The organism is Arthrobacter sp. SLBN-122 (genome assembly GCF_006715165.1).
Classification (GTDB): Bacteria; Actinomycetota; Actinomycetes; order Actinomycetales; family Micrococcaceae; genus Arthrobacter.
This window is the reverse complement of sequence record NZ_VFMS01000001.1, coordinates 3,922,857-3,935,802: the sequence shown is the minus strand read 5'-3', so window position 1 is coordinate 3,935,802 and position 12,946 is coordinate 3,922,857. Positions and strand designations below refer to the sequence as shown.

Sequence of the window (12,946 nt, the reverse complement as noted above, 5' to 3'; positions counted from 1 at the left end):
ACGCAACAGAATGAGGTGCCTGGCGATCAGGACGGTGCCGGCTGCTGCTGCAGGTCCAGGGCGGCGAGCAGGCGGCGGACCGAGCCGCCCAGGTTCCAGTCGGCGGCCAGCTGCTCCAGTTCCGCGCGCCGGTCACCCGTCACGGGCTGCAGGCGGGCGCCCGCCTCCTCAAGGGTGGGCAGCTCCAGGTTGCGCACCAGGCGGACGACGGCGGGGGCTGCTTCCAGGTACGCGGCGGCAGCAGACAGTTTGGCCCGGACAGGTGCGGATACGCCGGTGCCCGGCTCCTCCGCGGCCGCCAGCAGGCGTTCGAGGGTCCCGTATTTGAGCAGCAGGGACGCTGCCGTCTTCTCGCCGATCCCGGCCACGCCCGGCAAGCCGTCAGAGGCGTCCCCCCGAAGGGTGGCATAGTCCGCGTACTGCTGGGGCAGGACCTTGTATTTGGCCACCACGGTTTCTTCCGTCATGACTTCGAGGTTCTTCATGCCGCGGGCGGTGTAGATCACCCTGACTGCCCGTTCGTCGTCGCATACCTGGAACAGGTCGCGGTCGCCCGTGACCACGTCAACCGGGAAGCCGGCATGGCTGGCGTAGGTGCCCACGACGTCGTCGGCCTCGTGGTGTGCCGCGCCCACAATGGCGATGCCCGCCAACTCCAGTACGCGGCGGATCATGGGCAGCTGGGCCTGGAGGCCCTCGGGCACCACTTCGACGTCGGCCCCGCCCGGAACTGCTTCGGCCACCCGGTGGGCCTTGTAGGTGGGGAGCAGGTCCACCCGCCATTGCGGCCGCCAGTCATCGTCCCAGCAGGCCACCAGGTGGGTGGCGTGGTAGTCGGTGCTGAGCCGGGCGATCATCTCGAGCAGCCCGCGGACGGCGTTGACCGGGATCCCGTCGGGCCGGCGGATGGTGTCCGGCAGGCCGTAGAAGGCGCGGAAGTACAGGGAGGCAGTGTCGAGCAGCATGAGGCGCTGGGGCATACCTTGATCCTGACATGGAAATGGCCCGCGGGGCAGGCGGCGAGGATGGTGATTCCCGACGTGCCAGCAGCCGGACCCTATGCCGCGGCGGCTGGAAGGACCGCATGGTGACTTCCAGGCCCAGCAGGCCACGGCCGCCTCTTTCAAGGTCATGCAGACTGCCCCTGGCACATTCATCTGATCGAGTTTGCTGACCGACCACGATCGACGGCCGTGTTGTCGTTGACCCTCCGATTTTCATCTACAACGATGAAGGGATGACATCCAGCATCGAAGGCAGGGAATTCGGGCACCGCGCGCCGGAAACCATCAACGACAACGGCGCGTGGTGCTGGTTCCAGGACGAGCGGGCCCTGGTGGACCCGGTCAGCAACACCCTGCTGGTGGGTTCCGTTGCCGCCCCGGAGGGCCCGGACGGCGAGCGCCGGGGCGGCAACATCGAGGTTGCTGTCCTGGATCTGGCCTCCGGGAGCAGCACGGTCCACGTCCTGCACCACAGGCTGGAGCCTGACGACCATGACGCTCCGGCGCTGCTGGTCAGGCCGGACGGCCGCTACCTTGCCATGTACGCCCGGCACAAGACCGACAACTACTCCCGCTGGCGGATCTCCGTCCGTCCCCACGACGCCTCCGAATGGGGTCCCGAGCAGCACTTCGACTGGACGGAACTGGCCGCAGGACGGGGCGCCACCTACTCCAACCTGCACCGGCTGGACGCGGAGTCGCGGGTGTACAACTTTGTGCGCGCCATCAACGACGACCCCACCCTGATGGTGTCCGGGGACGACGGCAGCACCTGGACTTTCGGCGGCAAGCTCTTCACGCGGCCCAAGGTGGGCTATGTCAACGGCTACACCCGCTACTACGGCAACGGCGCTGACCGCATTGACCTCATCACCACGGACCACCACCCCCGCGACTTCAACAACAGCATCTATCACGGCTACATCCGGGACGATGCGCTGCACGACGCCGAAGGGCGGGTGGTGGGAAAGCCGGTGATCGGCTCACCCGGCGTCGACCAGGCCTCCCTGACCACCGTTTTCCAGGCCGGCACCGAACTGGACGGGGACGTCCTCACCCACGGCTGGACGGCTGACCTGCGGGGCCGGGACGGACACCTGGCCGCCATCATCAGTTGCCGGGCCAACGACGTCAACGGAGCCCTTGAACGTGAGCAGATGCTCGACGTCGATGATCACCGCCTGCTGTACGCGCGCTTCGACGGAACGCGCTGGCGGCTGAACCATCTCGCCGTCGCGGGCCCCGGACTGCTCCCCCACGAACAGGACTACACCGGACTGGGGGCGGTGGACCCTTACGACCTGGACCGGGTGTACATTTCCACGCCGGTGGATCCCCGGACCGGCAGCACCACGGCACACTACGAAATCTACTGCGGCCGGACCGTTGACGAAGGCGAGTCGTGGGCGTGGGAGGCCATAACCGGGAACTCCCACGTGGACAACCTCCGCCCCCTCGTTCCGCCGGGGGACCCTTCTGTCCACGCCGTCTGCTGGTTCCGGGGCACCATGCGTTCGTCCCAGGCGTATGAAACGGAAGTGGTGGTGCTGCGCTGACCAGTCAGCACTCGACGTCAGGGCTGGCCGCTGAGCGGCGGGCGGTCTATCACTCGGGGGATGTACTCGAGCAGCTGGAGGCGTCCGTCGAAGATCCTGCTGTCTACCAGGTCCAGGGCGACGTCCGGGTAGCCGTCGTAGATCCGTTCGCGTCCCGTGCGTCCGGTGATCAGGGGGAAGACCACCAGCCTGAACCGGTCCACGAGGTTTGCTGCCACCAGGGAACGGCAGAGGCTGAGGCTGCCGAGGGTACTCAAGGGCCCGGGATGGGTTTGTTTCATCTGCCTGACGGCCTCCACCGCATCCCCCGGTACCAGTTCGGAGTTCGGCCACCGAAGAGGTGCTTTGAGGGTGGAGGAGAACACCACCTTGGGAACGGCGGCCAGGCCGGTCAGGGCTGAGCTTTCGTCCTGTGAATATCCCGTTCCCCCGGCTGCAGCATCCTCCGACATCCCTGACATGAGGCGGTAGGTGTTGGCCCCCAGCAGGAACGTGTAGTCCTTCCCGGCCTCCTGCTGGAGCCAGGCCAGGTATTCCGGACCCTCCAGGCCCCACCAGCCCGGCCACCCTTCACCCGAGGCGAAGCCGTCCAGGGTGATGATCAGGTCCACCATCAGCTGGCTCATGGCGCCCATGCTATTCCCGGCCGGGAAGCCCGGCAAGGGACCGGTCAGAACCAGTCGCCGTCGGCGTAGGCGCTGCGGACGTGGGCCCGCAGGTACTCCCCCACCACGGCTGCGCCCAGGTCGCCCACCTCCGGCGCCACCACCCTGCCGTCCACGCGCCGCGCCATCCGCTGGATGAACCGCTCCAGCCCGGGGTCGTTGCCCAGGCGGAAAACCGTGGTCTGGACGCCCGAACGCCCAAGGCGGTCCAGTTCCGCAACGGTGGCACGGATGGTCTCCGCATCCGGCGGCCAGTTGAACCAGGAGTCCCCGTCCGGCAGCAGGTGCGCGGTGGGCTCGCCATCGGTGACCACCAGCAGGACGGGCTGCATGGATGGGTGGCTTCGGAAGAAACGGCCCGCCAGCAGCAAACCGTGGTGCAGGTTGGTGCCCTGCTCGCGGAGCGCCGGGAGGGCAGTGAGTTCGCCGATATCCATGGACTGCGCGTAGCGGCCGAACGTGATCAGCTGAAGCCGGTCGCCGCGGAAGCGGGTGGACACCAGGTGGTGCAGTGCGAGGGCGGTCCGCTTCATCGGCACCCACCGCCCCTCGGCAGCCATGGAGAAGGACACGTCCACCAGCAGGGCAACCGCCGCCTGCGTGCGGGCCTCCGTCTCCGCCACTTCGATGTCACCTACGGCGAGGCGCAGTCCGCGGCCCGGGTCGCCGCCGTCGGCCATGATGCGCCGGATGGCGTTGGTCATGGTGCGGGTGACGTCCCAGGGCTCGCGGTCACCGAACTCCCATTGCCGGCTGGAGCCCGTCTGCTCCCCGGCGGCCCCCGCCATCCTCGTGTCCCGGTTTCCCTGCCGCCCGGAGAGCTGCCTTGCAGTGTCCCGGAGCAGCGATTTCCCCAGCCGCCGCATGGCTTGCGGAGACAGCCGCAGGTCGCCATCAGTGCCGCGCCGCAGGTAGCCGCCGTCCTGCATGGCCCGCTCGATCCCGGCGAGGGTGCGGGCGCTCACGGCGGCATTCTCACCGAGCTGGCGTGCCAGGGCATCGAGGTCCAGGTCGTCAAGCCGGGAGCCGTTGTAGGACTGCGACAGTTGCTCGGACAGTTCGTCGAGCTCGGCGATGTCCTGCAGCACACCGGTCCCGTCACCCAGCCCCAGGCCTTCCTGCCCTTCGAAGCGTTCCGATCCCGCCCAGTCCTCTCCGGGACGCAGGGCCTGCAGGGTGGCGTCGAGCTCGCTGAGCTGCGCCATCAGTTCCGGCGAGCCGAATGCCTGGGCTGACAACCGCATCAGCTCGTCACGCTGCTCAGCGGACATGGACTGCAGGAGCCGCTGGGCCGCCGCCGCGCGCTGGGCCAAGGCATCCACCAATTCCTCCACGGATTGCGGATTCTCCGGAAAGTACTGGCCGTGCCTGGCCATGAACTCCTGGAAATCGGCGTCCGTGTCTTCGCCCCGCCGGTGTTTGCCCAGCAGCTCGTTGAGGTCCCGGAGCATCGCGTTTACTGCTTCGCGGTCCTCATCGGTGGCGCTCTCCAGCGCCTGCTTCATGCCGGCGAACCGCTGTTCAAGGACTTCCCGGCCCAGCAGGTCCTTGATCCGGTCGTACGCTTCCCTGGCGGTTTGGGACTGCCAGTCGTAGGAGGCGAGCTCATTGACGGCGGCCGCCGTGGAGGGCGGCAGGTTCTGCAGCTGCATCTCTCGGAAGGCACGGTCGGTGTCATCCATCATGGCGTCCCGGGCCAGCTGCTTGCGCTCCTCCAGCACGGCCGTGTCCAGGAGCTTCTTCACTTCATCCAGGGTGCCGTCCAGCCGGTGGCGGCTGAGCAGGTCGCGCCGCCGCTCCTGGACGCGCCGGGCGAGGTCGTCCAGCCCCTCGCGGTTCCGCCCGCCGCGCCGCAGGAACTCCTGGAGGGCGTGGCGCGGTGAATAGCCTGTCATCACGTCCTCGGCGACGGCGTCGAGCGCCTCGGCCAGGTCGACCGGCGGGGCGAGCGGGTCCGGGCCGCCGGTGTACCGGCCGTACCTGGCGGACCGCTTGTGGATGGCCATGGTGCCTCCTGTGCCTAGCCGTAAATGGTTTCCTCGTCGTCGGATTCCTTGGAGATCCGCCGGCCGAGGTACAGGCCTTCGAGTGCCAGTTCGACGGCGGCAGCGAGCTGTCCGTCATTTGTGGCGCCCAGGCGCCGCCCGATTTCGTCGTAGAGGCCCGAGCCGTTCAGGGAGGGGAGGTTGCCGAGGAACTCCTGCGCGGTCACCTGTTCCCCGGTGGTGACGGTCCGGTGCCCGTCGAGGGCGGCCACCAGCGGACCCATGTCCAGGCCCTGGAAGTGCGCCCTGACAGCTTCGGCGGTGGCGGTGCGCAGGAGATGGTCGAGGACGCCCTGTTCGCGTCCTTCCTCCCCCGATTCGAACTCGATCTTGCCCGTCAGGACCTCCACGGCCGGCTCGAGGTCGATAATCCGGGCCACCGCCTGGTCCTCGCCCCGCAGGCTCGCCCGGCGCAGCGCCGCGGCGGCCACCGTCTCCGCGCCGGCGATCGCGAACCGGGCGGAAACGCCGGAAGTCTGGTTGATGGCCGGGGACTGCCGCAGCGCGCGGGTGTAGCGGGCCAGGATCTCCAGGATGAAGGGCGGGACGTCCGCCACCAGCCGGCCCTCCTGCAGGATGACGGAGACCTCGTCCTCCAGTTCAATGGGGTAGTGGGTCCGGATCTCCGCACCAAAGCGGTCTTTCAGCGGTGTGATGATGCGGCCGCGGTTGGTGTAGTCCTCCGGGTTTGCGGACGCGACAACCAGCACGTCAAGCGGCAGCCGCAGCACGTAGCCACGGATCTGGATATCCCGCTCCTCCATGACGTTGAGCATCGCCACCTGTATGCGCTCGGCAAGGTCCGGGAGCTCATTGATGGCAATGATGCCGCGGTTGGAGCGGGGAATGAGCCCGTAGTGGATGGTCTCGGGATCCCCCAGGCGGCGACCCTCGGCCACCCTCATCGGATCCACGTCGCCCACCAGGTCGGCCACCGAAGTGTCCGGCGTGGCCAGCTTTTCCACGTAGCGCTCCGACCGGTGCCGCCAGGCAACCCGCAGCCGGTCGCCCTCGGTCAGGACCCGGGCACGGGACTGTTCGGTAATTGGCTCGAAGGGGTGCTCGTTCAGCTCAGAGCCCTCGATGACCGGAGACCACTCATCCAGCAGCCCGGCCAGGGTCCGCAGCAGGCGGGTCTTCCCCTGTCCCCGCTCACCGAGCAGGACGATGTCGTGCCCGGCGATGAGGGCCCGTTCGAGCTGCGGGATCACGGTCCGGCTGAAGCCGAACAATCCGGGCCAGGGGTCCCGCCCCGCGGCCAGGGCGGCGAGGAGATTGTCGCGGATTTCGTGGCGCAGGTCCTTGTGGACGTACCCTGCTGCACGCAGTTCACCAACGGTAAAAATATCGGGGCGCTCACTCACCCCTCTACGGTAAGCCCGGCCCCGCGGCTAATCGAGAGTTTCCTCCAGATTCCTCTGTTCGGTCATTGTCCGGCATAGGCTGGTTGGCATGGTGGAGGGGACGGGGGCGGAACGCGGCCGCTCTGAGGATCCGGTGTCCGGGCGGGAGCTGACCCTCCTTAATGAGGGCCGCGTGGAGCTGCTGGGCCGGATCATGAGCGGCAGCAACGCCACGTTCCTGGTGGAAGTTACGTGCGCGGACGATTCCGCTTGGGCCGTCTACAAACCGGAAGCCGGGGAACGTCCGCTCGCGGATTTCGACACCGGCCTGTACCGCAGGGAGTGCGCGGCCTACCTGCTCAGCGAAGCACTGGGGTGGGGAATCGTACCGCCGACGATAGTCCGCACAGACGCGCCGCTTGGGGTGGGGTCGCTGCAATGGTTCATCGAGGGGGACCTCCAGGAGCATTACTTCACCCTTTACGCGGACTTCCCCGGGACCCACACCGATCTCGCCCGGATCGCCCTGTTCGACTACGTGGCGAACAATACGGACCGGAAGAGCGGGCATGTGCTGCGCGGCACCGACGGCCGTATCTGGGGCATCGACCACGGCCTGTGCTTTTCCGCCGCGTTCAAGTTGCGCACCGTGATCTGGGACTTCGCCGGTGACCCCATTCCAGAAAATCTGCTTGAGGACATCAGTCCACTGGCCACCATGGTGCCCGCCGGTGTGGCCGCACTGCTGGACCAGGCCGAAGTGGCAGCACTCCAGCGCCGCGTCCAGCGGGTGCTTCAGGACAAGGCACTTCCCGTTGACCCCACTGGCATGCGCTACCCCTGGCCCCTGGTCTGAGTCATCCTGGTCCGGAACCGGCTGGGTCCGAACTGTTTGCGCCGGCACCCTTTACTGGGCGTCCGGATGTCCTTGCGCAGCGGCCGCCGCAGGGGCCGCCTGTTCGAGGTGGGTGCCGATGTGCTCCAGCAGGTAGTGCTGTCCCAGCACCGTGGGATGGTCCCCGTCCGGGCCGATGAGATCGTCAAAATCATCGCTGATCCAGCCCTCCGCGATGGGGTCCACGAACTCTCCGCCCGCCTGCAGGGCAGCGGCCTTGAGCTGGTCACTGATGTCCACCAGCGAAGGATCCGGGATTGCAGAGTACGACGGCGGCCCCACCACAATGATCTTCGCTGCCGGGGCCAGGGCTTCGGCGCGGTCCATCGCCGCCAGGGCGGCATCACCAATATCTGAGGGGGCATGGCCCAGGTCATTCTCCGACCCGAAAAAGACAACAATTCCGGTATCCGGAGTCACGAAGTCTTCAACCTCGGTGCCGAAAGTACCGTCCAGGTCACCCGTACTGAGGTAGCCGCTGCCGTTCTCGGCGGCGTTAACCACCTCCAGGCCGGCACCCAGCGGGTCTTTGCGCATCAACGCCGGCCACGCCTCCTGCGGTGACGTGCCGTGGCCCGTGCTCAGGGAGTCCCCCACAACCACAACGCGGACCGGGGGCGCTGCCGTGGCAGGTGGCTGCGTCTGGGCAGTACTCCCTGACGTCACGGCCAGGGCCAGGCCGACCGCACCCGCGGCTATGGCCCGGCCAGGATGCCGGTGGGCGGGATGCGACTGCAGCAGCACGTCATGGTGCATGGGTCCACCTCCTGCCTGCAAGTCGTCGCGGTCCGGCCGCTGCCGGCGCCGCCAATCCGTCCTCTGTCCGTGTCCCATCGTAGGCAATGGTGGGAATACTGTAGGGCCAAGGTGACCAGGATCAAAGAATGCACAGCCATTGCACAGGAACTTGGGGGCGTTAGGTAGCCCGGGCACCTGTCATCCGGCGTCCGGATTGTGGTGTTGCCTTCGGACTACGCTGTACCCGTGCGGCAGAAAACCAACGGGTGGGACCCGGCGAAACGCGTTTCCGAACAGGCACCCGGCGTCTATTCCGTTGAAGGGCCGGCCTCCAACTGGATAGTGGTCCGGGACGGGCCCGGATTCATCCTCATTGACAGCGGTTACCCGGGTGACCGCCACCATGTCCTTGCCTCGCTCCGTTACCTGGGCCTGGAACCCGCGGACGCCCTGGCCCTGCTGCTCACGCACGGCCATGTGGACCATACTGGCTCCGCGGCCTTCTTCTCCGAGTCCTACGGGACACCTGTCCTGTGCGCGGCCGGGGAGCTGGCGCACGTGCAGGGCAAGGAGAAGCACCAGGTGACCCTCGGCCAGGTCCTAAGCCGGGCGTGGCGGCCCCGGGTGTTCCGCTGGATGGTGCACGTCATCAAGGCCGGCGCATTGGCAGCCCGGCCCGCAACGCAGGCAACGGCGTGGGACGCTGCCGCACTCCGGGCCCTGCCGGGCCGGCCGGTGGCCATCTCCGTGCCCGGGCATACGCCCGGCAACACGGCAATCCTGCTTCCGGAAGCGGGAGCCATCGCGGTCGGCGATTCGTTTGTCAGCGGGCACCCCATCAGTCGGACGTCCGGTCCGCAGATGCTGCATTCGATGTATCACGCAGATCCGGGCGCGGCGCTCGCCGCCGTGCGAAACCTGGCCGGCGTCGACGCTTCGGTTGTCCTGCCGGGACATGGTCCGGCCCTGCGTATCCCGTTGGATCAAGCAGTAGCAGCTCTGGGGAGCCAGCGGCGGAAAGCTGTCCAGGCATCCGGGCGAACGCGCCGCACTGGATTAGAGGGGCAAGCTAAAACTTTCCGTAGCGTGCACGGGCCATGGAATACACGCCGTAACAAATAAGCCCTGCGGCAATGGCGCCCAGGAGGAACACTCCATACGGCTGCGCGCCGAGGGTCTTCAGCCCGCCATCCAGGCCGGAGGACTTGGACGGATCGGCGGTTGCGGCGGCCACGATAATCAGCACCCCGACGACGGCGAGCACCACGCCCTTGGCGGCGTAGCCAATGGTTCCGATCCACTCCACGGCTGTGCGGGCATTGCCGGGGTCCTGCAGGTCTTTCATGAATTTCCGTGTGATGCCGCGATAGGCGTAATAGCCGCCGGCGCCGATGATCGCCAGCCCCACCGCGATCAAAAGCACCACCCCTGCGGGCGCTCCCATGAGCTTTGCCGTGAAATCGCTGGCGGACTGGCTGGAGTTCTTGCTGCCGCCGGAGGCAAAGACGGCAAAGGTGAAGGCCAGGACACCGAAGACAACAGCTTTGCCCACGGCACTGGCAGCCTTTTTCAGCTTCTTCTTGGAATCAGTCTCGGAGCGGGCCCCAAAAACGGCTTCGCTCAGCATCCACAGGGCAAGCGCAGCGCAGGCAACAGCTCCCACCCAGAGCAGGATCCCGCCGCCAGGTTTGGAGGCGAGGGTTCCGATTGCTCCGGACTGGTCGGCTTCACCGCCCTGGCCCCTGTCCAGCTGCAATGCGATGACGCCGATCAGGATGTGGACCAGGCCGATGAAGACAAATCCGGCGCGGGCCAGAACACGGACCGCGGGGCTGCGGCTCGCCGACGCGGCCTCGGATACTGCCCTGTTCGCTCCCTGCGACGCGTTGCCCATGGCCGGCCTTTCCACTTTATGCAGTTGATCTCTCGGTCCCCCTGGCGGGGTCTCGTGCCTGCCGGCCCCGCGGGATGATTCAGTGTAAATCCGTCCGCGCCGTCCCGACAGGTCCCGCAAAGTTCGGGCCACGGACGGATGACCACTAGAGTCGAAGCGGTGCATGCCGAACAGAACGTTGACCAGCTGACCGCCCTGAACCCAGACATGTTGGGCCTGCCCGCAGAGTTGGCCGGCCAGGGCGAAGACGGCTTCGTCCGGGTGCGCGGTGCCCGTGAGAACAACCTGCGCAACGTCAGCGTCGACGTGCCGCGGGACGCGATTGTGGCGTTCACCGGAGTCTCGGGCTCGGGCAAGTCGTCGCTGGCTTTTGGCACCATCTACGCCGAGGCGCAGCGCCGCTTTTTCGAATCGGTGGCGCCCTATGCCCGCCGGCTGATCCAGCAGGGCCACAACCCCAAGGTGGAGCAGATCACCGGGCTGCCGCCCGCCGTCGCACTCCAACAGCGGCGCGGCACCGCCACCTCAAGGTCCACCGTGGGGACCGTGACCACGCTCTCCAATTCGCTGCGCATGCTGTTCTCCCGCGCCGGCAGCTACCCGGACGGCGCTGCCCCACTGGATTCGGATGCCTTCTCCCCCAACACCGCGGCAGGCGCCTGCCCCGAATGCCACGGCCTGGGAACTGCCCACACGGTCACCGAAGCATCACTGGTCCCGGACACGTCCCTCAGCATCCGCGACGGCGCGGTCGCCGCCTGGCCCGGCGCCTGGCAAGGCAAGAACCTGCGCGACATCCTGACCCACCTGGGCTACGACGTGGACGTTCCCTGGCGGCAGTTGCCCCGCGAACAGCGGGACTGGATCCTTTTTACCGAGGACCAGCCCGTGGTGGAAGTGACGCCGCAGCGGGACCGCGTGGCCAAACCGTACAAGGGCCGGTTCTGGAGCGCCAGGAGCTACGTCATGCACACACTGCTTGACTCCAAAAGCCCTGCCATGCGGGAGAAGGTGCTGCGCTTCATGGAGACGGGACCGTGCCCGCGGTGCGGTGGCACCGGGCTTCGGCCCGAGGCCCTTGCGGTGACCTTCGCCGGGCAGACCATTGCCGGACTCAATGCCGTGCCCATGACAGAACTGGCGGAGGTCATCCGCCCCACAACCCTGCTGGCCACGGCAGGCACGGCGTCGCGGAAGCAGTCCTCTGAATCCAATGAAGTGGCCGTGGCGATTACCCGCGACCTGCTGCAGCGCATCAACGTCCTGCTTGACCTAGGCCTGGGCTACCTGGCGCTGGGCCGGGCCACGCCGACGCTCTCGCCGGGCGAAATGCAGCGCCTCCGGATTGCCACCCAGCTGCGGTCCGGGCTGTTCGGCGTGATCTACGTGCTGGACGAACCGTCAGCCGGCCTGCACCCCGCGGATGCCGAACCCCTCCTTGCGGTCCTGGACCAGCTGAAGGCATCAGGAAACTCCGTGTTCGTGGTGGAGCACAACATGGACGTGGTCCGCCGCGCCGACTGGCTGGTGGATGTGGGTCCCCGCGCCGGCGAGGACGGCGGGCAGGTGCTGTACAGCGGGCCCGTCCAGGGCCTCGACGCTGTGCCGGGGTCAGTGACACGGCCGTTCCTGTTCCCCCGGGATTCAGCAGCGGTCAGGGCCGACGGCGGGAGCGGCACGGGTGCGGCGCGGGAGGCCGCCGGGTGGCTGGAACTGCGCGGCATCAGCCGTCACAACCTGCGGAACCTGGACGCGGCCTTTCCGCTCGGCGTCCTGACGGCCGTCACGGGCGTATCAGGTTCCGGCAAGTCCACGCTGGTGAGCAAGGTCCTCGCGGATGTTGCCGGCACCTCCCGGGGGGCCACAGATGACAGCCGGGAGCCACGTGAAGAGCCGGGCGTTGGGATCGACGAAGACGGCGGCCCGGGCAGCGTGGGGCACATTGCCGGCCTGGAGCGGATCGACCGCACGGTCAAAGTGGACCAGAAGCCCATCGGGCGCACACCCCGCTCCAACCTGGCCACCTATACGGGGCTCTTCGATGCGGTCCGCAAGGAGTTCGCTGCCACCGATGCCGCCAGGAGTCGCGGGTTCGGCCCCGGACGCTTTTCCTTCAACGTGGCCGGCGGACGGTGTGAGACGTGCCAGGGCGAGGGCTTCGTGGCCGTGGAGCTGCTCTTCCTTCCCGGAAGCTACGGCCCCTGCCCGGAATGCAACGGATCGCGCTACAAGCCGGAAACCCTGGAGGTCACCTACCAGGGCAGGAACATTGCGGAGGTGCTGGGCATGACGGTCGATGCCGCAGCCGGTTTCCTGGCAGGGGTTCCCGCCGCGGCGCGTTCCCTGCAGACCCTCCAGGAAGTGGGCCTGGGCTACCTCCGTCTGGGCCAGCCGGCCACTGAGCTTTCCGGCGGTGAGGCGCAGCGGATCAAGCTGGCCACTGAACTGCAGCGGGCCCGGCGCGGCCACACGCTCTACCTGCTGGACGAGCCCACCACGGGACTCCACCCGGCCGACGTCGAACTCCTGATGGCCCAGCTCAACCGCCTGGTGGACGCCGGCAACACGGTGATCGTCGTGGAACACGCCATGGACGTGGTGGCCGGCGCGGACTGGGTGATGGATCTGGGGCCTGCCGGTGGCGACGCCGGCGGTAAGCTCGTCGCCGCCGGCAGCCCGGCCGCCGTCGCGCGTTCCCGCAGCAGCCGCACCGCCCCCTACCTGGCCACCGCCCTCCGCGACCGTTACGCCGGGGCGGAAGGGTAGCGGCTTTGGGCTCTTGCCCCCGCTCGTGCGCGGGCGTAGG

Annotated in this window: 10 protein-coding genes; 4 read left to right on the top strand and 6 right to left on the bottom strand. The window is 67.8% G+C overall.

Features of this window, described 5'->3' with window-relative positions; all coding sequences use genetic code 11:
- Nucleotides 1–26: 26 nt before the first annotated feature.
- Entirely contained in the window at nt 27–980 is a 954-nt protein-coding gene (locus tag FBY36_RS18075; protein WP_142121645.1) for a 5'-3' exonuclease, read from the bottom strand.
- 257 nt (nt 981–1,237) lie between these two features.
- Between FBY36_RS18075 and FBY36_RS18070 the strand changes: the two genes are divergently transcribed.
- Nucleotides 1,238–2,560: a BNR-4 repeat-containing protein gene (locus FBY36_RS18070; RefSeq protein WP_142121644.1), complete on the top strand. Its 1,323-nt coding sequence runs from the start codon at nt 1,238–1,240 to the stop codon at nt 2,558–2,560.
- Nucleotides 2,561–2,577: 17 nt separating this feature from the next.
- Here FBY36_RS18070 and FBY36_RS18065 read toward each other — a convergent pair whose 3' ends face one another.
- From FBY36_RS18065 to FBY36_RS18055, 3 genes are read right to left on the bottom strand one after another with little or no spacing between them, the layout of a single operon-like run.
- Nucleotides 2,578–3,195 carry a dihydrofolate reductase family protein gene (locus FBY36_RS18065; protein ID WP_442858252.1) on the bottom strand — a complete coding sequence of 206 codons (618 nt, stop codon included), beginning with the start codon at nt 3,193–3,195 and terminating at the stop codon, nt 2,578–2,580.
- A gap of 35 nt (nt 3,196–3,230) precedes the next feature.
- Complete coding sequence (locus tag FBY36_RS18060; protein WP_142121640.1) at nt 3,231–5,231, bottom strand: vWA domain-containing protein; 2,001 nt, start codon at nt 5,229–5,231, stop codon at nt 3,231–3,233.
- A 14-nt stretch (nt 5,232–5,245) separates the two neighbouring features.
- On the bottom strand, nt 5,246–6,634 hold the full coding sequence (locus FBY36_RS18055; RefSeq protein ID WP_142121638.1) for a sigma 54-interacting transcriptional regulator: 1,389 nt from the start codon (nt 6,632–6,634) through the stop codon (nt 5,246–5,248).
- A 133-nt stretch (nt 6,635–6,767) separates the two neighbouring features.
- Here FBY36_RS18055 and FBY36_RS18050 point away from each other — a divergent pair, with 133 nt between their 5' ends.
- Complete coding sequence (locus FBY36_RS18050) at nt 6,768–7,469, top strand: SCO1664 family protein (protein ID WP_142122706.1); 702 nt, start codon at nt 6,768–6,770, stop codon at nt 7,467–7,469.
- A gap of 51 nt (nt 7,470–7,520) precedes the next feature.
- Here FBY36_RS18050 and FBY36_RS18045 read toward each other — a convergent pair whose 3' ends face one another.
- Nucleotides 7,521–8,264: an SGNH/GDSL hydrolase family protein gene (locus tag FBY36_RS18045; RefSeq protein WP_142121636.1), complete on the bottom strand. Its 744-nt coding sequence runs from the start codon at nt 8,262–8,264 to the stop codon at nt 7,521–7,523.
- Nucleotides 8,265–8,492: 228 nt separating this feature from the next.
- Here FBY36_RS18045 and FBY36_RS18040 point away from each other — a divergent pair, with 228 nt between their 5' ends.
- The gene (locus FBY36_RS18040) at nt 8,493–9,368 is read left to right on the top strand and encodes an MBL fold metallo-hydrolase (protein WP_142121634.1); all 876 of its coding nucleotides are present in this window, start codon (nt 8,493–8,495) and stop codon (nt 9,366–9,368) included.
- On the opposite strand, the gene FBY36_RS18035 is transcribed toward FBY36_RS18040, so the two are convergent.
- Nucleotides 9,316–10,140 carry a DUF1206 domain-containing protein gene (locus FBY36_RS18035; protein WP_142121632.1) on the bottom strand — a complete coding sequence of 275 codons (825 nt, stop codon included), beginning with the start codon at nt 10,138–10,140 and terminating at the stop codon, nt 9,316–9,318. The genes FBY36_RS18040 and FBY36_RS18035 overlap by 53 nt on opposite strands.
- Before the next feature lie 207 nt (nt 10,141–10,347).
- Here FBY36_RS18035 and FBY36_RS18030 point away from each other — a divergent pair, with 207 nt between their 5' ends.
- A complete protein-coding gene (locus FBY36_RS18030) occupies nt 10,348–12,906 on the top strand; it encodes an excinuclease ABC subunit UvrA (protein WP_142122705.1) in 2,559 nt (852 codons plus the stop codon).
- Nucleotides 12,907–12,946 lie beyond the last annotated feature (40 nt).